This is a genomic window from Pantoea sp. GABEPS69, assembly GCF_045780835.1.
GTDB classification, from domain to species: Bacteria; Pseudomonadota; Gammaproteobacteria; order Enterobacterales; family Enterobacteriaceae; genus Pantoea; species Pantoea septica.
In genome coordinates this window covers 4016650-4035031 of record NZ_CP118618.1, presented here as the reverse complement: position 1 = coordinate 4035031, position 18382 = coordinate 4016650, and the positions used below count along the sequence as shown (strand labels likewise).

Annotated in this window: 14 protein-coding genes, 1 tRNA gene and 2 rRNA genes; 9 read left to right on the top strand and 8 right to left on the bottom strand. The window is 56.1% G+C overall.

What is annotated here, in order from left to right; genetic code table 11:
- Positions 1 to 56: 56 nt before the first annotated feature.
- The 3 genes from PVE98_RS19520 (at position 57) to rrf (ending at position 3456) form a co-directional block, all read left to right on the top strand.
- A tRNA-Glu gene (locus PVE98_RS19520) sits at positions 57 to 132 on the top strand.
- 211 nt (positions 133 to 343) lie between these two features.
- Positions 344 to 3249: ribosomal RNA gene (locus PVE98_RS19515) — 23S ribosomal RNA — on the top strand.
- A 91-nt stretch (positions 3250 to 3340) separates the two neighbouring features.
- Positions 3341 to 3456, top strand: a 5S ribosomal RNA gene (gene rrf / locus PVE98_RS19510).
- A gap of 100 nt (positions 3457 to 3556) precedes the next feature.
- On the opposite strand, the gene mobB is transcribed toward rrf, so the two are convergent.
- Positions 3557 to 4060, bottom strand: coding sequence for a molybdopterin-guanine dinucleotide biosynthesis protein MobB (gene mobB / locus PVE98_RS19505; RefSeq protein WP_096072298.1), 504 nt, complete (start codon positions 4058 to 4060; stop codon positions 3557 to 3559).
- On the bottom strand, positions 4057 to 4626 hold the full coding sequence (mobA, locus tag PVE98_RS19500; protein ID WP_033754211.1) for a molybdenum cofactor guanylyltransferase MobA: 570 nt from the start codon (positions 4624 to 4626) through the stop codon (positions 4057 to 4059). The genes mobB and mobA overlap by 4 nt, the downstream gene beginning before the upstream one ends.
- Positions 4627 to 4678: 52 nt before the next feature.
- Here mobA and PVE98_RS19495 point away from each other — a divergent pair, with 52 nt between their 5' ends.
- From PVE98_RS19495 to polA, 4 genes are all read left to right on the top strand, one after another.
- A complete protein-coding gene (locus PVE98_RS19495; protein WP_033754214.1) occupies positions 4679 to 4954 on the top strand; it encodes a DUF1040 family protein in 276 nt (91 codons plus the stop codon).
- Between the two features lie 45 nt (positions 4955 to 4999).
- Positions 5000 to 5983 carry a serine/threonine protein kinase gene (locus PVE98_RS19490; RefSeq protein ID WP_033754217.1) on the top strand — a complete coding sequence of 328 codons (984 nt, stop codon included), beginning with the start codon at positions 5000 to 5002 and terminating at the stop codon, positions 5981 to 5983.
- A gap of 27 nt (positions 5984 to 6010) precedes the next feature.
- Positions 6011 to 6640 (top strand): thiol:disulfide interchange protein DsbA, encoded by a 630-nt coding sequence (gene dsbA, locus PVE98_RS19485; protein ID WP_033754221.1) that lies wholly within the window; start codon positions 6011 to 6013, stop codon positions 6638 to 6640.
- Positions 6641 to 7016: 376 nt separating this feature from the next.
- Entirely contained in the window at positions 7017 to 9803 is a 2787-nt protein-coding gene (gene polA, locus PVE98_RS19480; RefSeq protein WP_313619346.1) for a DNA polymerase I, read from the top strand.
- A 392-nt stretch (positions 9804 to 10195) separates the two neighbouring features.
- On the opposite strand, the gene yihA is transcribed toward polA, so the two are convergent.
- Positions 10196 to 10828, bottom strand: coding sequence for a ribosome biogenesis GTP-binding protein YihA/YsxC (gene yihA, locus PVE98_RS19475; protein ID WP_033754226.1), 633 nt, complete (start codon positions 10826 to 10828; stop codon positions 10196 to 10198).
- A 648-nt stretch (positions 10829 to 11476) separates the two neighbouring features.
- On the opposite strand from yihA, the gene yihI reads away from it, so the two are divergent.
- Both yihI and hemN read left to right on the top strand, forming a co-directional pair.
- A complete protein-coding gene (yihI, locus tag PVE98_RS19470) occupies positions 11477 to 11995 on the top strand; it encodes a Der GTPase-activating protein YihI (protein WP_033754229.1) in 519 nt (172 codons plus the stop codon).
- A gap of 230 nt (positions 11996 to 12225) precedes the next feature.
- Complete coding sequence (gene hemN, locus PVE98_RS19465) at positions 12226 to 13599, top strand: oxygen-independent coproporphyrinogen III oxidase (RefSeq protein WP_096072300.1); 1374 nt, start codon at positions 12226 to 12228, stop codon at positions 13597 to 13599.
- A 24-nt stretch (positions 13600 to 13623) separates the two neighbouring features.
- On the opposite strand, the gene PVE98_RS19460 is transcribed toward hemN, so the two are convergent.
- From PVE98_RS19460 to PVE98_RS19440, 5 genes are all read right to left on the bottom strand, one after another.
- On the bottom strand, positions 13624 to 13749 hold the full coding sequence (locus PVE98_RS19460; protein ID WP_147632217.1) for a YshB family small membrane protein: 126 nt from the start codon (positions 13747 to 13749) through the stop codon (positions 13624 to 13626).
- Between the two features lie 102 nt (positions 13750 to 13851).
- On the bottom strand, positions 13852 to 15261 hold the full coding sequence (gene glnG / locus PVE98_RS19455; protein ID WP_033754235.1) for a nitrogen regulation protein NR(I): 1410 nt from the start codon (positions 15259 to 15261) through the stop codon (positions 13852 to 13854).
- A 7-nt stretch (positions 15262 to 15268) separates the two neighbouring features.
- Positions 15269 to 16318 carry a nitrogen regulation protein NR(II) gene (gene glnL / locus PVE98_RS19450; RefSeq protein ID WP_033754238.1) on the bottom strand — a complete coding sequence of 350 codons (1050 nt, stop codon included), beginning with the start codon at positions 16316 to 16318 and terminating at the stop codon, positions 15269 to 15271.
- 221 nt (positions 16319 to 16539) lie between these two features.
- Positions 16540 to 17949: a glutamate--ammonia ligase gene (glnA, locus tag PVE98_RS19445; RefSeq protein WP_033754241.1), complete on the bottom strand. Its 1410-nt coding sequence runs from the start codon at positions 17947 to 17949 to the stop codon at positions 16540 to 16542.
- A complete protein-coding gene (locus PVE98_RS19440; protein ID WP_127908360.1) occupies positions 17939 to 18193 on the bottom strand; it encodes a hypothetical protein in 255 nt (84 codons plus the stop codon). Before PVE98_RS19440 ends, glnA begins: the two co-directional genes overlap by 11 nt.
- Positions 18194 to 18382 lie beyond the last annotated feature (189 nt).

The window sequence follows — 18382 nt, the reverse complement described above, 5'->3', positions numbered from 1 at the left end:
CACACAGATTGTCTGATAGAAAGTATGAGCAAGGCGTCTTGCGAAGCAGGCTATATGTCCCCTTCGTCTAGAGGCCCAGGACACCGCCCTTTCACGGCGGTAACAGGGGTTCGAATCCCCTAGGGGACGCCACTTGCTGGTTTGTGAGTGAAAGTCGCCGACCCTCCTATCTTAAAGATGACTTACGAGTCATGTTTAAGATATTTGCTCTTTAACAATCCGGAACAAGCTGAAAATTGAAACGACGCGTCGCGTTATTCCTCCGTAATAAGGAATAAAGGCAGCGCGTTCGAGTCTCTCAATAATCACATCCGCGACGTCGCAAGACGCCTGTGGGTTGTGAGGTTAAGCGACTAAGCGTACACGGTGGATGCCCTGGCAGTCAGAGGCGATGAAGGACGTGCTAATCTGCGAAAAGCGCCGGCAAGGTGATATGAACCGCAACAGCCGGCGATGTCCGAATGGGGAAACCCAGTGTGTTTCGACACACTATCGCAACATGAATACATAGTGTTGCGAGGCGAACCGGGGGAACTGAAACATCTAAGTACCCCGAGGAAAAGAAATCAACCGAGATTCCCCCAGTAGCGGCGAGCGAACGGGGAGCAGCCCAGAGCCTGAATCAGCTTGTGTGTTAGTGGAAGCGTCTGGAAAGTCGCAGGGTACAGGGTGACACTCCCGTACACGAAAACACACATTCTGTGAGCTCGATGAGTAGGGCGGGACACGTGGTATCCTGTCTGAATATGGGGGGACCATCCTCCAAGGCTAAATACTCCTGACTGACCGATAGTGAACCAGTACCGTGAGGGAAAGGCGAAAAGAACCCCGGCGAGGGGAGTGAAACAGAACCTGAAACCGTGTACGTACAAGCAGTGGGAGCCTCTTTATGGGGTGACTGCGTACCTTTTGTATAATGGGTCAGCGACTTATATTCTGTAGCAAGGTTAACCGTATAGGGGAGCCGCAGGGAAACCGAGTCTTAACTGGGCGTTAAGTTGCAGGGTATAGACCCGAAACCCGGTGATCTAGCCATGGGCAGGTTGAAGGTTGGGTAACACTAACTGGAGGACCGAACCGACTAATGTTGAAAAATTAGCGGATGACCTGTGGCTGGGGGTGAAAGGCCAATCAAACCGGGAGATAGCTGGTTCTCCCCGAAAGCTATTTAGGTAGCGCCTCGTGAACTCATCCTCGGGGGTAGAGCACTGTTTCGGCTAGGGGGCCATCCCGGCTTACCAACCCGATGCAAACTGCGAATACCGAGGAATGTTATCACGGGAGACACACGGCGGGTGCTAACGTCCGTCGTGAAGAGGGAAACAACCCAGACCGCCAGCTAAGGTCCCAAAGTCATGGTTAAGTGGGAAACGATGTGGGAAGGCCCAGACAGCCAGGATGTTGGCTTAGAAGCAGCCATCATTTAAAGAAAGCGTAATAGCTCACTGGTCGAGTCGGCCTGCGCGGAAGATGTAACGGGGCTAAACCATGCACCGAAGCTGCGGCAGCGACGCGCAAGCGTTGTTGGGTAGGGGAGCGTTCTGTAAGCCGTCGAAGGTGTGCTGTGAGGCATGCTGGAGGTATCAGAAGTGCGAATGCTGACATAAGTAACGATAAAGCGGGTGAAAAGCCCGCTCGCCGGAAGACCAAGGGTTCCTGTCCAACGTTAATCGGGGCAGGGTGAGTCGACCCCTAAGGCGAGGCCGAAAGGCGTAGTCGATGGGAAACAGGTTAATATTCCTGTACTTGGTGTTGCTGCGAAGGGGGGACGGAGAAGGCTATGTTGGCCGGGCGACGGTTGTCCCGGTTTAAGCGTGTAGGTGTGTGCTCCAGGCAAATCCGGTGCACTTTACACTGAGGCGTGACGACGAGGCACTACGGTGCTGAAGCAACAAATGCCCTGCTTCCAGGAAAAGCCTCTAAGCTCCAGGCAACACGAAATCGTACCCCAAACCGACACAGGTGGTCAGGTAGAGAATACCAAGGCGCTTGAGAGAACTCGGGTGAAGGAACTAGGCAAAATGGTGCCGTAACTTCGGGAGAAGGCACGCTGGCGCGTAGGTGAAGGGACTTGCTCCCGGAGCCGAGGCCAGTCGAAGATACCAGCTGGCTGCAACTGTTTATTAAAAACACAGCACTGTGCAAACACGAAAGTGGACGTATACGGTGTGACGCCTGCCCGGTGCCGGAAGGTTAATTGATGGGGTTATCCGCAAGGAGAAGCTCTTGATCGAAGCCCCGGTAAACGGCGGCCGTAACTATAACGGTCCTAAGGTAGCGAAATTCCTTGTCGGGTAAGTTCCGACCTGCACGAATGGCGTAATGATGGCCAGGCTGTCTCCACCCGAGACTCAGTGAAATTGAAATCGCTGTGAAGATGCAGTGTACCCGCGGCAAGACGGAAAGACCCCGTGAACCTTTACTACAGCTTGACACTGAACACTGGTCCTTGATGTGTAGGATAGGTGGGAGGCTTTGAAGCGTGGACGCCAGTCTGCGTGGAGCCATCCTTGAAATACCACCCTTTAATGGCTGGTGTTCTAACGTAGGCCCGTTATCCGGGCTGCGGACAGTGTCTGGTGGGTAGTTTGACTGGGGCGGTCTCCTCCCAAAGCGTAACGGAGGAGCACGAAGGTTGGCTAATCCTGGTCGGACATCAGGAGGTTAGTGCAATGGCATAAGCCAGCTTGACTGCGAGAGTGACGGCTCGAGCAGGTGCGAAAGCAGGTCATAGTGATCCGGTGGTTCTGAATGGAAGGGCCATCGCTCAACGGATAAAAGGTACTCCGGGGATAACAGGCTGATACCGCCCAAGAGTTCATATCGACGGCGGTGTTTGGCACCTCGATGTCGGCTCATCACATCCTGGGGCTGAAGTAGGTCCCAAGGGTACGGCTGTTCGCCGTTTAAAGTGGTACGCGAGCTGGGTTTAGAACGTCGTGAGACAGTTCGGTCCCTATCTGCCGTGGGCGCTGGAAAACTGAGGGGGGTTGCTCCTAGTACGAGAGGACCGGAGTGAACGCACCGCTGGTGTTCGGGTTGTCATGCCAATGGCACTGCCCGGTAGCTAAGTGCGGAAGAGATAAGTGCTGAAAGCATCTAAGCACGAAACTTGCCCCGAGATGAGTTTTCCCTGAGCACTTGATGCTCCTGAAGGGACGTTGAAGACGACGACGTTGATAGGCCGGGTGTGTAAGCGCAGCGATGCGTTGAGCTAACCGGTACTAATGACCCGTGAGGCTTAACCTTACAACGCCAGAGGCGTTTTGTGAGACGCGAGATTTTCAGCTTGTGACGGATAATTCTGCGCGGCCTGCGGGCGGCGCGGAGACAGAATTTGCCTGGCGGCCTTAGCGCGGCGGTCCCACCTGACCCCATGCCGAACTCAGAAGTGAAACGCCGTAGCGCCGATGGTAGTGTGGGGTCTCCCCATGCGAGAGTAGGGAACTGCCAGGCATCCAACTGCGATAACCCTGACCTCACGGTCAGGGTTTTTTGCTTTTCAGGCCAGAAAAAAACGCGCTAAAAGATCTCTCCTTCAGCACGTCGGATCGCGTTACTCTCTGCCTAACCATTTGGCGATAAAGGCAGTAATCTCGTCGGGACGATTGAGATCCAGCAAGGGCACATCTGTGTCAAAGCGGCTATCGCTGGCGACAGCGATAACGTGCTCGTCCAGCAGCGGCAAATCCTCGCCTTTTACGCCGGCGCGCCACAGAATAATTTTTGGCACCGGCTCATCTTTGAATCCTTCCACCAGCACCATATCCAGCAGCGTCGCATCCATACGACTGACCAGATAGCGTAAATCAAGCGTGACGTCCGGCGTCTCGCACATCAGCGCCCAGCGCTGCGAACTGGCGACAATAACCTGATCAGCACCCGCTTTTCGCAGCAGATAGCTGTCTTTTCCCGGCGTATCGATCTCCATCTGATGATGCGTATGCTTTATCAAGCCGGGCCGAATGCCTCGCGCTTTCAGCTGCGGGATCACCTGTTGCAAAAGCGTGGTTTTCCCGGTGCCGCTCCAGGCGGCGATAGCCAGTAACGGCAGCGTCATCGCGCGTTATCCTCGAGATCGTCAGGTGTATTCACATTGCGAAACGCGGCGTCATCCTGGCTTATCGTCACCGCATGGCCGCCCTGTTCGCGTAAAAACTGCATCAGGCGTCGCTCCCCGCGCTGCAAATAATCAGCAAGCGGCTCCGCAAGGCTGCGATGCAACAGCGCCAGCGCGGGATGATCGCGCTCGACCGAGCGCGCCCACACGGCAGGTGCCTGTGCTTTGCGTCGTTCTAGCTGCTCTACGTAATCAATGGGCACGAAGGGCGTGTCGCAGGAACAGAAGACCACCCATTCCGTTTGCGCGGCTTGCAGGCCGCTCAGCATGCCCGCCAGCGGTCCCGGATAGTCAGGCAAAGTATCAGAGATCACCCTACAGCCGCTCGACTGATAACGATCAAGGTTACGGTTGGCGCTTATCATGACAATGTCGACTTGCGGCCTGAGCCGTTGAAGAACATGCTGATAAAGCGGGATGCCGCGAAACAGCACCAGCCCTTTATCCTGACCGCCCATGCGACGCCCCTGTCCGCCGGCCAGAATAACGCCGGTTAATGCTGTCATGCCGATACTCCTGTTTAAAGGCTTATAACAAAGCTGTGATGAGGACAAATAGATGAAATACCATCGCCTGAATGAACTGCTTGAGCTACTGCGTCCTGCGTGGCAACAGGAGCCTGACCTTAACCTGACGCAGTTTTTACAAAAACTGGCGCAGGAATCGGGTTTCAGTGGCCCATTAAGTGAATTAACCGATGACGTATTGATTTACCATCTGAAAATGCGCAACGCCGATAAGTATGCGGAAATTCCCGGCCGACAAAAAGATTATGAAACGGATTTTAAAACTGCGCTGCTGCGCGCGCGCGGTGTGATTAAGGATGATAACTAATGCTATGCTTGGCGGCTTCGAGTAAAGACTGTAACGGATAATCCTATGGATGCCGCTTTTAATTTCCAGACGCTTGATCCTGACGCCATCCTCGATGCGCTATGGGAAACCGGACTTCGGGTTGAGTCTGGATTAACCGCGCTTAACAGCTATGAAAACCGCGTCTATCAGTTCAGTGATGAAGACCGGCATCGCTACGTGGTGAAGTTTTATCGCCCGCAGCGCTGGAGCGCGGCGCAGATTGAAGAAGAGCACAGCTTCACGCGCGATCTGCAGGCGGATGAGGTGCCGGTTGCCGCGCCTCTGATCCTGCAGGGAAAAACGCTGCATAGCCATGCTGGCTTCATGTTTACCGTGTTTCCCAGTCTTGGCGGTCGTCAGTATGAAACCGACAATGATGAGCATCTGGAGTGGGTCGGTCGCTTTCTCGGGCGCATACACCAGACCGGACGCAAGCAGCGCTTTGAACACCGTCCCACCATGGACTTAGAGGAGTATCTGCATCAGCCGCGCGCCGAACTGGCGAGCAATGCCCTGGTGCCCGCTTCCCTGAAGCCGGCGCTGTTGCAGGCCGTAGATAAGCTTGGCGTCGCCTTACAGCAGCGCTGGCATCACAGCTGGCAGCCGCTGCGTCTCCATGGCGATTGCCATCCGGGCAATATTCTGTGGCGCGACGGACCCTTCTTCGTCGATCTCGACGATGCGCGTAACGGGCCGGCGGTGCAGGATCTCTGGATGCTGATCAACGGCGATCGGCAGGAGCAGCGCATTCAGTGGGATATCCTGCTTGAGGCTTATACTGAGTTCAGCGATTTTGATATTAATGAATTGTCACTGATTGAGCCTTTACGCGCCATGCGCATGGTTTATTATCTGGCCTGGGTTGCGCGCCGCTGGCAGGATCCAGCCTTTCCCCGTGCGTTTCCATGGATGACGGATGAGGATTTCTGGCGCAGACAGATTTCGCAATTTACCGAGCAGGAGAAGCTGTTGCAGGAACCGCCGCTGCAGCTGACCCCGCAATTTTAAATAGAGAAGTCAGGAGAATTTTTCACAATGAAGAAAATTTGGTTTGCACTGGTTGGTTTAGTGCTGGCGTTCAGCGCTTCTGCTGCCCAGTTTACCGATGGTCAGCAATACGTCAGCCTGCCAAAACCCGTTGCTGGCGAACCGCAGGTGCTGGAGTTCTTCTCCTTCTTTTGTCCGCACTGCTATCAGTTCGAGCGCGTCTATCACATTGGCGAGGCCGTAAAAAAGAATCTGCCCGCTGATACCAAAGTGGTTAAATATCACGTCGACTTTTTGGGCGGCGATTTCGGTCCGGTTGTAACGCATGCATGGGCGGTGGCAATGGCGCTGGGCGTCGAGGATAAAGTCACGGCGCCGATCTTTGATGGCATTCAGAAAACCCAGACTATTACCGATGCCGACAGCCTGAAAGCCGCCTTTATTAACGCGGCAGGTATCTCTTCGCAGGAATATGACGCCGCCTGGAACAGCTTTGCCGTAAAAGCGCTGGTTGCACAGCAGCAAAAAGCCGCTGCTGACGTCGATCTGCGCGGCGTGCCGGCGATGTTCATCAACGGCAAATATATGGTTAACAATGGCGGTCTCGACACCAGCTCCATGGATAACTTTGTCGCGGAATATGCCAACGTGGTGAAATTCCTGGTCAGCCAGAAATAAAAACGCGCATTACGTCTGAAAACGCCGACAGTGTCGGCGTTTTTTTATGATTGAAATTATTTAGCTAAATAGTCCATCTGCATCCTTTCCGATTTAATATCCACATAAGCCACTGCCTGTGCAGAAAGGCACACCCTGTCACGGTAATAACTTAAGTTGCTGATTTAGAGTGCTTTTACAAAACATGTCGGCATTTTATACCGTTAGCCGTAATACGTTATGATTTTTGCGCACAAAGTTATCCACAGAAAGATCCTTGCGATCCGTACCGTAAAAGCGCGAAAAAATCGCAGCATGGGCGGCCTGCGTTCAACATTCTGCTCAAGCTGTGGCATCCTTATAGTCCAATCCATGGCAACGAAGATTACACAGACTTATGGCGCAAATTGCAGAAAATCCCCTGATTCTGGTTGATGGCTCATCCTACCTTTACCGCGCTTATCATGCGTTTCCGCCGCTCACCAATAGCGCAGGCGAGCCTACCGGCGCGATGTATGGCGTGCTAAACATGTTGAAAAGTCTGCTGGCGCAATACAATCCAAGCCACGTTGCCGTGGTATTTGACGCCAAGGGCAAAACCTTCAGGGATGAACTGTTCGAGCACTACAAATCGCATCGCCCGCCGATGCCGGACGATCTGCGCGCGCAAACCGCGCCGTTGCACGAGATGGTGAAGGCGATGGGCCTGCCACTGCTGGCGGTAAGCGGCGTCGAGGCGGACGACGTGATCGGTACGCTGGCGTTGCAGGCGGAGAAAGAGGGGCGTCCCGTGCTGATCAGCACCGGCGATAAAGATATGGCGCAGTTGGTGACGCCCAATATCACCCTGATCAACACCATGACTAATACCATCCTCGGCCCTGAAGAAGTCGAGCAAAAGTATGGCGTGCCGCCAGCGCTGATTATCGACTTTCTGGCGATGATGGGCGACAGTTCAGATAACATTCCAGGCGTGCCGGGCGTGGGCGAAAAAACTGCGCAGGCGCTGCTGCAGGGATTAGGCGGCATGCGGTCGATTTATGAAAATCTGGATAAGGTCGCGGAGCTCTCTTTCCGCGGCGCGAAAACCATGGCGGCCAAGCTGGAGCAGAATCGCGACGTCGCCTTTCTCTCTTACCAGCTGGCCACCATTAAAACCGACGTTGAGCTTGAGCTCAGCTGCAGCGAACTGACGGTCGCCGAGCCGGACGTCGCCGCTCTGCAGGCGTTATTCAGCCGTTACGAATTCAAACGCTGGCTGGCCGATCTGCAGGACGGCAAATGGCTGCAGGGTAAAAAGAGTAATCTGAAAGCGCAGCAGGCGCTGCCGGATGAAGCGCCTGCTAAGCCAGAGGCGACCAGCGTGCTCGCCTCTGACGGTTACGTCACCATTCTCGATCAGGCGACGCTCGACGAATGGCTGGAGAAGCTGCAACAGAGCGATCTGTTTGCGTTCGATCTCGAAACTGACTCGCTTGATACGCTCAGCGCCAACATTGTCGGCATCGCGCTGGCCGTCGCGCCGGGCGAGGCCGCTTATCTGCCTGTAGGTCACGACTATCTCGATGCGCCGGATCAGCTTGATCGCCGCGAGGTGCTGGCGCAGCTCAAGCCAATTCTTGAAGATGACAAGGCGCTAAAGGTAGGCCAGAACCTGAAGTACGACCGGGGCGTGCTGAAAAACTACGATATCGAACTGGGCGGTATTAAGTTCGATACCATGCTGGAGTCATACATCCTTAACAGCGTAGTGGGCAAACACGACATGGACAGCCTGTCGGCGCGCTGGCTGAATCATAAAACCGTGACTTTCGAAGAGATCGCCGGCAAAGGGAAAAATCAGCTGACGTTCAACCAAATCGCGCTGGAGCAGGCAGCGCACTACGCGGCGGAAGATGCCGACGTCACGCTTCAGCTGCACCTGAAAATGTGGGCGGAGCTGGAAAAAGAGGCGGGCCCGAAGCACGTCTTCGAAGAAATCGAAATGCCGCTGGTCACGGTGATCTCGCGCGTCGAGCGTAACGGCGTGCTGATCGATCAGGGCATTCTGGCGCAGCACTCCAAAGAGCTAACGCTCAGGCTGGCGGAGCTGGAGCAGAAGGCGCATGAGCTGGCGGGCGAGCCTTTTAACCTGTCGTCTACCAAGCAGCTGCAGACCATCCTGTTTGAAAAACAGGGCATCAAACCGACCAAGAAAACGCCGGGCGGCGCGCCTTCTACCAGCGAAGAGGTGCTGGCGGAGCTGGCGCTCGATTATCCGCTGCCGAAAGTCATCCTGGAGCATCGCGGTCTGTCGAAGCTTAAGTCCACCTACACCGACAAACTGCCGCAGATGATCAATCCGCTCACTGGCCGCGTCCATACCTCCTATCACCAGGCGGTAACCGCGACAGGGCGCCTCTCCTCTACCGATCCTAATCTGCAGAATATTCCGGTGCGCAATGACGAGGGCCGCCGCATCCGTCAGGCGTTTATCGCCGGGAAAGGCAACCGCATCGTCGCGGCGGACTACTCGCAAATCGAGCTGCGCATCATGGCGCACCTGTCGCAGGATAAAGGCCTGCTGGACGCCTTCGCGCACGGCGAAGATATCCACCGCGCCACCGCGTCAGAAGTCTTCGGCGTCGCGCTGGATAAGGTGAGCGGCGAACAGCGCCGCAGCGCGAAGGCAATTAACTTCGGCCTGATTTACGGCATGAGCGCGTTTGGCCTGTCGCGTCAGCTCAACATCGGCGCGGGCGAAGCGAAGCGCTATATGGATCTCTACTTTGAACGCTATCCTGGCGTGCTGCGCTATATGGAAAACACGCGCCAGCTGGCGGCCAGCAAAGGCTATGTCGAAACCCTGGACGGACGTCGACTGTGGCTGCCGGACATCAACTCCAGCAACGCTATTCGCCGTAAAGCGGCTGAACGAGCGGCTATCAACGCGCCGATGCAGGGCACGGCGGCGGATATCATTAAGCGTGCAATGATTGCGGTAGACGACTGGCTGCAACAGCGCAACGACGGCGCGATCAGGATGATCATGCAGGTCCATGATGAACTGGTGTTCGAAGTACAGGGCGATGAGGTTGAGTCCGCCAGCCAGCAGATCCGCGCGCTAATGGAAGGCAGCATGAAGCTGGACGTGCCGCTGCAGGTTGAGGTCGGCGTCGGCGAAAACTGGGACGAGGCACACTGATTGAGATCGCTCAGGCTGGCGACGACGCTTTGTTGCCAGCCTGCTCAGGATATAAGAAAAAAGTCTGTTTAACCGATTCAGCGCGAGACAAAAGCACGCGGTTTCTAACTGCTTCTCGGTTAAGCATTTTTTTAGTAATTAAACTACAGTCAGAGGCGATTTTTGTGACGAACGCATGAAAAATCATGTCGTTTGATGAAAGCTAACTACAAAAAACCCTTTGTCCGTCAGAAAAAATCAGGTAAAGTTCGAGGCGTAGGGTACAGAGGTAAGATGTTCTATCTTTCAGACCTTTTACTTCACGTAATCGGATTTGGCTGAATATTAGCCGCCCCAGTCATTTTATGACTGGGGCGTTTTTTATTGGGCTTTTGCTAAATTTCGCAAGGCTGTTACGCCTCAGCGGAGTCATCCTGCGCAGGCGCCAGTTCGTTAAACCAGACGTCCAGTTTTTGACGCAGCTTGTCGACGCCCATCTTTTTCAGGGAGGAGAACATCTCCACCTGCACATCGCCCATAAAGGCCAGCGCCGCTTCGCGCACCATATTGAGCTGCGCTTTGCGCGCGCCGGAAGCGAGTTTATCCGCCTTAGTCAGCAGTACCATCACCGGGATCCCGCTCTCTACCGCCCACTGAATCATCTGCTGGTCGAGATCTTTTAACGGATGACGAATATCCATCAATACCACCAGGCCTTTCAGCGCTTCGCGCTTTTGCAAATATTCGCCCAGCGCGCGCTGCCATTTGCGCTTCATCTCTTCCGGCACTTCGGCATAGCCGTAGCCGGGCAAATCCACCAGGCGTTTGCCTTCAGTGACCTCAAACAGGTTGATCAGCTGCGTGCGTCCAGGCGTTTTACTGGTGCGCGCCAGACTTTTTTGATTGGTCAGCGTATTCAGCGCGCTGGATTTACCCGCGTTGGAACGCCCGGCGAAGGCGACCTCAATACCGGTGTCGGCTGGCAGATGGCGGATATCCGGGGCGCTGAGGATGAAATGGGTAACGTGATAATTCAGTGCAGACAAAGTTTAACTCCAGAGACGAATGCGGGCATTGGCGCTGATTATACGCGTTATGGCGCAAAAGTGCCCGAGAGCATCGATCGACCGGCTTTTGTAAGATATCAGCCATAAAAGCTGCCAGCGATTACTGTTTTTACTAAAAAATTTGAAAATTTAAAACCTTTATAATCATGTGCTTGAAGGCTGATGGGCGTTTAAAGGCGCAAAAAAGCCTGATGTCAGGTTGTGGGTTCCGCAGGTTGGTCTACATTATTGGGCAGTGCAGGGCTGCACCCATCAGGATGATGTGCTCAGGAGCGTCGGGACGACCGCGAGCAAAGGAGAGGAGACGGTCAGGGATAACAGGCCGGACAAGGACAGGGATTCGCTCAGGAGTTGGGCAGGCGCGGGATCGACCGGGACGTTGCGAGCCAAAAGGGATTAAAAATATGATTCCTTCTGCGGAAGGTGCGAAATAAGGCGACAGCATAGGCTGTCGCCTTTTTTCTTTGTCCGCTTTCTGCTAGATTTCGCCGCAATTCTGTCCCCTCTGTTGTCAGACGAGCTTGAGAAGAGGATACGTACGTTAAGGTGCGCATCGCCGACAAAAAAGCAGCGTCAGGAGTGAGAGGGTTATACTGATACTGATTAAAAACAGTGAGACCTGACATCATGAAGCAACCTGTACGCGGCGCGCACGCTAAACCGGCAAGTAAAACAAAGCGCAAATCGCGCGAAGAACTTAACGAGGCCGCACGCGATCGCAAGCGTGATAAAAAGCATCGCGGCAACGCATCCGGCAGCCGCGCCAATCCTGCCGTCAGCGCAGGAAAAGCTGGCCAGGGCAATAAAGCCAAAGATCCGCGCATCGGCAGTAAAAAACCGATCCCGCTGGTGGCGGATGGCGCAACAGCGAGCGCGCCGGTAAAAAAAGCGGCGAAGCCCGTCGCGAAAAAAGTGCGTCTTAGCCCGGAAGAGGAGCTGGCGCAGCTGGAAAACAGCGAGCGTCTCGACGCGCTGCTGGATCGCATGGAAAACGGCGACACGCTGTCGGCGGAAGAGCAGGCCTGGCTGGATGAAACCCTGGACCGCATCGATGAACTGATGGAGCAGCTCGGCATCGACATGGATGATGAAGCGGAAGATGAGCAGGCCGAAGAAGATATGTATCGCCTGCTGAAAGGCAACTGAGTTTTTTGATCGGCATGCGCTCCGGCGCATGCCGCGCCAGACAGGTAAATCGTTATGTTTTGGCCTGGATCAATTTTAGCGCTGCTGCTGTCGTGTTATCTCATCTGGTTATTGGCTAAACTACGCCGCCTGTCGCGTCTGAAGTCACGTTTACGTCGGGTTCAGTCCCGCCCACCTTTCCTCTCTTCTGCATCGCGACCTTCTCTCAGACGTCACCGGAAGGAGTAAGCATGTCTTTGCAACCTGTCTCCTGGGACCAGCGGCTTATTGAAAAATACAATTACGCCGGTCCGCGCTATACCTCATACCCTACTGCGCTTGAATTCAGCGACAGCTACGGCGAGGCGGATTTTTTGCGTGCCGTGTCGCGCTATCCGGAGCGCCCGCTGTCGCTCTACGTTCATATCCCGTTCTGCCATAAGCTCTGCTATTTCTGCGGCTGCAATAAGGTCGTGACGCGTCAGCTGCATAAAGCTGACCGCTATCTGGACGCGCTGGCGCAGGAGATCCGCCAGCGCGCGCCGCTGTTCCGCGACCGGCGCGTCACCCAGCTGCACTGGGGCGGCGGCACGCCGACCTTCCTTAATCATGACCAGCTTTCACGGCTGGTGGCTTTGCTGAGGGATCACTTCAGCCTGACGGACGATCTGGAGATGTCGATCGAGGTCGATCCGCGCGAAATCGATCCTGATACCATTTCACACCTGCGCCAGCTCGGCTTTAACCGGCTGAGCATGGGCGTGCAGGATTTCAATAAAGCGGTGCAGGAACGCGTAAATCGCGTTCAGGACGAAGAGGCGATCTTTGCGCTGATGGCGCGAGCGCGCGAGCAGGGCTTTCACTCTACCAGCATCGATCTTATCTACGGCTTGCCGCTGCAAACGCCGGAGAGCTTTGCGTATACCCTGCAGCGCGTGATTGCGCTTAATCCGGACCGCATGAGCGTGTTCAACTATGCGCATCTGCCGGCGCTGTTTGCGGCGCAGCGTAAAATCAAAGAGCAGGAGCTGCCGTCGGCGCAACAGAAGCTGCAAATCCTGCAGCAGACCATCGCGACGCTGACGCAGCAGGGCTATGACTTTATCGGCATGGATCACTTTGCGAAACCGCAGGACGAGCTGGCGCAGGCGCAGCGCGCCGGATTGCTGCATCGCAACTTCCAGGGCTATACCACTCAGGGCGACAGCGATCTGCTGGGGCTCGGCGTGTCCGCCATCAGCATGGCTGGCGACAGCTACGCGCAGAACGAGAAAGAGCTGAATCGCTGGTACGATGCGGTAGCAACGCGCGGCGAGGCGCTGTGGCGCGGCGTAGCGCTTACCGCGGACGACTGCCTGCGGCGCGACGTCATCAAGCAGCTGATTTGCAACTTCTCGCTCGATTTCCGCGCCATTGAAGCACAGCACGCGATTCGCTTCTGCGACTATTTCGCCGAGGATTTAGCGCTGTTGCAGCCGCTGATCGACGATGGGCTGGTGGAGCGGCGCGCTGGCGGTTTGCAGGTCACCGGCGCAGGCCGTTTGCTGATCCGCAACATCTGCATGTGCTTTGACGTTTATCTGCGCCAGAAGGCGCGCCAGCAGCAGTTTTCGCGCGTGATTTAAGGCGAAAACGCGCTGGCGCGGAGTTTAATTAAACAGGTTGACCATGATAGCGCACAGCACGGTCGCGAAGGCAGCCTGCGGCGAGTGGCCGAAGGCGCTGCCGATAACGGCGACATTGTGCGAAATCATGTGAAGAAAGGAATCTAACATCGTTCATCTCCCGATAGCCGCCCGTATGATACTGAACGGCATCGGCATGTAAAGCGGGACAAGGCGACGCTTTGTGTAAAACGTCGCCTTGCCTCTCGCTCGTTACTCCATGCCCAGCTCTTTCAGCTTGCGCGTGAGGGTATTACGTCCCCAGCCCAGCAATCTTGCCGCTTCCTGCTTGTGTCCCTGCGTATGACGCAGGGCGGTGGTCAGCAGGGTACGCTCCATCTCCGGCTGCGCTTCGGAGAGCAGGTTTTGATGACCGGAACGCAGCGCGCGGTCGGCCCACTGCGCCAGCAGGGTCGCCCAGCTGTCCGGCAGCGACTGCACCGGACTTTCCGGCGTGCTCGACTCGAACAGCTCAGGAGGCAGATCCTGAATCAGCACCTCCTGACCGGCCGCCATCACCGTCAGCCAGCGGCAGGTGTTCTCCAGCTGGCGCACGTTGCCGGACCAGTGCAGACGCGTCAGCGCCGCTTCGGTTTCTGGATGAAGGATTTTCGCCTCGACGCCCAGCTCGCGAGCCGCCACCTGCAGGAAATAGCGCGCCAGGCGCGGAATGTCCTCACGGCGCTCGCGCAGCGGCGGCAGATGGACGCGGATCACGTTCAGGCGGTGGAACAGGTCCTCGCGGAACTTGCCTTCCTGCACCCGCAGCTCAAGATTCTGGTGCGTAGCCGCAATTATGCGCACGTCGACTTTGACCGGCGCATAGCCGCCGACGCGGTAGAACTGCCCGTCGGCCAGCACGCGCAGCAGGCGCGTCTGCACGTCGAGCGGCATATCGCCGATCTCATCCAGAAACAGTGTGCCGCCGTCCGCCTGCTCGAAACGGCCCTGACGAATCTGATTCGCGCCGGTAAACGCCCCTTTTTCATGACCGAACAGCTCTGACTCGATCAAATCTTTCGGGATAGCCGCCATATTGAGGGCGATAAAAGGCGCTTTGGCGCGCGGGCTGTGACGATGCAGCGCATGCGCGACCAGCTCTTTCCCGGTTCCCGATTCGCCATTGATCAGCACGCTGATCGACGAGCGCGACAAGCGGCCGATAATGCGGAACACATCCTGCATCGCCGGCGCTTCGCCGATGATATCGGTGGTGGGGCCGCTGACAGGCTGATTGCGCGGCTGCTGCTGCTCCTGATAGTGACTAATGGCGCGCTCGACCAGCGCTACCGCCTCATCAATATCGAAGGGTTTCGGCAGATAGTCGAACGCCCCTTGCTGATAAGCGCTGACGGCGGCGTCGAGGTCGGAGTGCGCCGTCATAATGATGACCGGCAGCATCGGATGACGCTGTTTGATTTGTTTCAGCAGCGCCAGCCCATCCATGCCCGGCATGCGAATATCTGACAGTAAAACGTCTGGGGTTTTGCTTGAGAGCGCGTCCAGCACCTCATTGCCGCTGTCGAAAGTGGCGCAGCTTAACCCGGCTCCAGTAAGCGCGCGTTCAAGCACCCAGCGGATGGAGCTATCGTCATCGACGATCCAGACTATCCCTCGTTGCATAGAAACCTCACTGGCGAATAGGCAGATAAACCGAAAATTCGGTGTGTCCAGGCCAACTGTTGAACTCAATTTTTCCTGAATGCTGATCAATCAGGCTACGGGCGATAGAGAGACCCAGGCCGGTGCCGCCTTCGCGCCCGCTCACCATCGGATAGAACAGCGTATCCTGCAGCTGCGCCGGAATGCCCGGGCCGTCATCCTCAACGTCGATGCGCGCTACCAGACGATAGCGCGTGCCGTGCAGGGTAAGCTGGAAGGCGGTGCGGGTGCGTAGAATAATGGTGCCGCCCTCGTCGCCTAGCGCCTGCAGCGCGTTGCGCACCACGTTCAGCAACACCTGCTCAATCTGATCGGGATCGTGCGGCAGCTCCGGCAGACTGGGATCGTAATCGCGCACCAGCGCGACATTCTCCGGCAGCTCCATCGACACCAGATTCACCACCCGTTCCGCAACCTGGTGAATGCTCTGCGTAATATGCATGCCAGGCTGCTGCGGACCGAGCAGACGATCCACCAGGTTACGCAGGCGGTCCGCCTGCTCGATAATGACTTTGGTATATTCGTTCAGCGACGGATCGGGCAGCGCGCGCGACAGCAGCTGCGCTGCGCCGCGAAGTCCGCCCAGCGGATTTTTAATTTCGTGTGCGAGTCCTCGCACCAGATCGCGCGCCGCCACCTGCTGCGCATGCTGAAGCTGCTCCTGGCTGAGACGGCGCTGGTTATCCATCGGCGCCATCTCCAGCAGAATAAAGCCGTCCGGCAGCCGTTGCGCCGTTAGCGCCATTACGTGCGCGCGACCGTCGACCACCAGCGTCACTTCGCTGTCGGTAAAACCCTGGCCAGCCTCCAGACTCTCGCGCATCACCTCGATATTCAGCGAAAAGTAGCCGGTCAGATCGGGCAGCGGGGTGCCGAACAATTTGCGTGAGCTTTGCGCCAGTAACTGCTGCGCCGCCGGGTTGGCGTAATGGATGACCAGATCGTCGTCCACCAGCAGAATACTGTTTATCAGGGAGTTGAGAATTTGCCCCGCGTCGGGCAGGGAGCCAGTTGCCATACAGCGTTCCTCTGCACTGATTTAGTGCATTATACTCTTCCGCGCCTGTTTCCAGACGGCTGAACGATGATTTCGCGGCGAAAAAAGCCCATCCGGAGATGGGCTAAAGTTTCCACGGCAACAAAAATCTTCTGCGCCTTGCGCGTCGCCGCTGCGTTAGCAGCCTCGGGATCTATCCTGTTGCCGCCTGAGGCGGCAACGCGACCGGTGCAGAATAAAGATTAAACGCTGTAGTAAAGCTCGAACTCGACCGGGTGCGGCGTCATGCGGATACGGTCGTTTTCGACTTTACGCAGTTCGATGTAGGCGTCGATGGCGTCGTCGGTGAACACACCGCCGCGGGTCAGGAACTCGCGATCTTCGTTCAGTGCGTTCAGCGCTTCTTCCAGCGAACCAGCAACTTTTGGAATCTCCGCTTCTTCTTCCGGCGGCAGATCGTACAGGTTCTTGTCCATGGCATCGCCCGGGTGGATCTTATTGATCACGCCGTCCAGGCCAGCCATCAGCAGCGCGGTGAACGCCAGGTACGGGTTAGCGGCCGGATCCGGGAAGCGCGCTTCGATACGGCGTGCTTTCGGGCTGGCGACGACTGGAATACGGATAGAGGCAGAGCGGTTACGGGCAGAGTAAGCCAGCATAACCGGCGCTTCGTAACCAGGCACCAGACGCTTGTAAGAGTTGGTGGTCGGGTTCGCCAGAGCGTTGATCGCTTTCGCGTGCTTGATGATGCCGCCGATGTAGAACAGCGCGGTTTCAGACAGGCCGCCGTATTTGTCGCCTGCGAACAGGTTTACGCCGCCTTTAGAGAGAGACATATGGCAGTGCATACCTGAACCGTTGTCGCCGAACATCGGCTTCGGCATAAAGGTCGCGGTTTTGCCGTAGGCGTGCGCGACGTTGTGCACCACATATTTGTAGATCTGAATTTCGTCCGCTTTCTTGGTCATGGTGTTGAAGCGGGTCGCCACTTCGTTCTGACCAGCGGTCGCCACTTCGTGGTGGTGCGCTTCAACCACCAGGCCCATCTGCTCCATGGTCAGACACATGGCAGAGCGGATATCCTGCGCGGAGTCGACCGGCGGAACCGGGAAATAGCCGCCTTTCAGGCCCGGACGGTGGCCTTTGTTGCCGCCTTCGTACTCTTTGCCGGTGTTCCAGGCCGCTTCGATATCGTCGATAGCGACGTGCGAACCGGAAGTTGACGAGCCGAAACGGATGTCGTCGAACAGGAAGAATTCCGGCTCCGGTCCAAACAGAACGGTGTCGGCGATGCCGGACGCGCGCAGATACTCTTCAGCGCGTTTGGCGATAGAGCGCGGGTCGCGATCGTAGCCCTGCATAGTGCCTGGCTCGAGGATGTCACAACGGATGATCAGCGTCGGGTCTTCGAAGAACGGATCCAGAACGGCGGTGGTCGCGTCCGGCATCAGCACCATGTCTGATTCGTTAATGCCTTTCCAGCCGCCGATAGAGGAGCCATCAAACATTTTGCCTTCTTCGAAGAAGTCAGCGTTAACCTGGTGAGCAGGGATAGTAACGTGCTGTTCTTTACCTTTGGTATCGGTAAAACGCAGGTCAACAAACTTAACTTCGTGCTCGTTCATCATCGAGAGAACGTGTTCAGCGGACATACTCAACTCTCCTGGAAATGGTCATTGTCATCGTGGTGAGTGGCTGCGTCGTCTGAAACATGAAGTGTCTGACCGCCATTCCCAACCAACCGATCTCGGCAAGCTCTGCAACCGTCGTGCAACTGCTGTTTTCGCTTGAAAGAAATAAAGCGAATTCTGTGCCAACTTTCTTTTTTGCAGCTAAATCACGCCTGCGCGCACTCTTTTGTTGCCAGCGCGCTGCACCAGACTGGCGAATTTGCACCAAAACTGTGCTTTACCGCTTTTTGATGGCACCAAAATGGTGCGAACCTCCAACTTAGTGCATTAAGTGCACCGCATCCAGCGCAAATTTCCGCCAGTGCAATAAACTTCAGGTGAAAAGTGTGATCGTGTTCAGTATCCCGCTTAATCCGTGTACAATAGCGCGCTATTTCTAATGCCTGAGGCAAAG

Bases quoted from the DNA above. Each gene is read 5' to 3' on its own strand.
- glnL (WP_033754238.1), bottom strand. From the start codon at position 16,318: ATGGCAACTGGCTCCCTGCCCGACGCGGGGCAAATTCTCAACTCCCTG.
- dsbA (WP_033754221.1), top strand. From the start codon at position 6,011: ATGAAGAAAATTTGGTTTGCACTGGTTGGTTTAGTGCTGGCGTTCAGC.
- hemN (WP_096072300.1), top strand. From the start codon at position 12,226: ATGTCTTTGCAACCTGTCTCCTGGGACCAGCGGCTTATTGAAAAATAC.
- mobA (WP_033754211.1), bottom strand. From the start codon at position 4,626: ATGACAGCATTAACCGGCGTTATTCTGGCCGGCGGACAGGGGCGTCGC.
- glnA (WP_033754241.1), bottom strand. From the start codon at position 17,949: ATGTCCGCTGAACACGTTCTCTCGATGATGAACGAGCACGAAGTTAAG.
- yihI (WP_033754229.1), top strand. From the start codon at position 11,477: ATGAAGCAACCTGTACGCGGCGCGCACGCTAAACCGGCAAGTAAAACA.
- glnG (WP_033754235.1), bottom strand. From the start codon at position 15,261: ATGCAACGAGGGATAGTCTGGATCGTCGATGACGATAGCTCCATCCGC.
- PVE98_RS19490 (WP_033754217.1), top strand. From the start codon at position 5,000: ATGGATGCCGCTTTTAATTTCCAGACGCTTGATCCTGACGCCATCCTC.
- PVE98_RS19460 (WP_147632217.1), bottom strand. From the start codon at position 13,749: ATGTTAGATTCCTTTCTTCACATGATTTCGCACAATGTCGCCGTTATC.
- polA (WP_313619346.1), top strand. From the start codon at position 7,017: ATGGCGCAAATTGCAGAAAATCCCCTGATTCTGGTTGATGGCTCATCC.
- PVE98_RS19495 (WP_033754214.1), top strand. From the start codon at position 4,679: ATGAAATACCATCGCCTGAATGAACTGCTTGAGCTACTGCGTCCTGCG.
- mobB (WP_096072298.1), bottom strand. From the start codon at position 4,060: ATGACGCTGCCGTTACTGGCTATCGCCGCCTGGAGCGGCACCGGGAAA.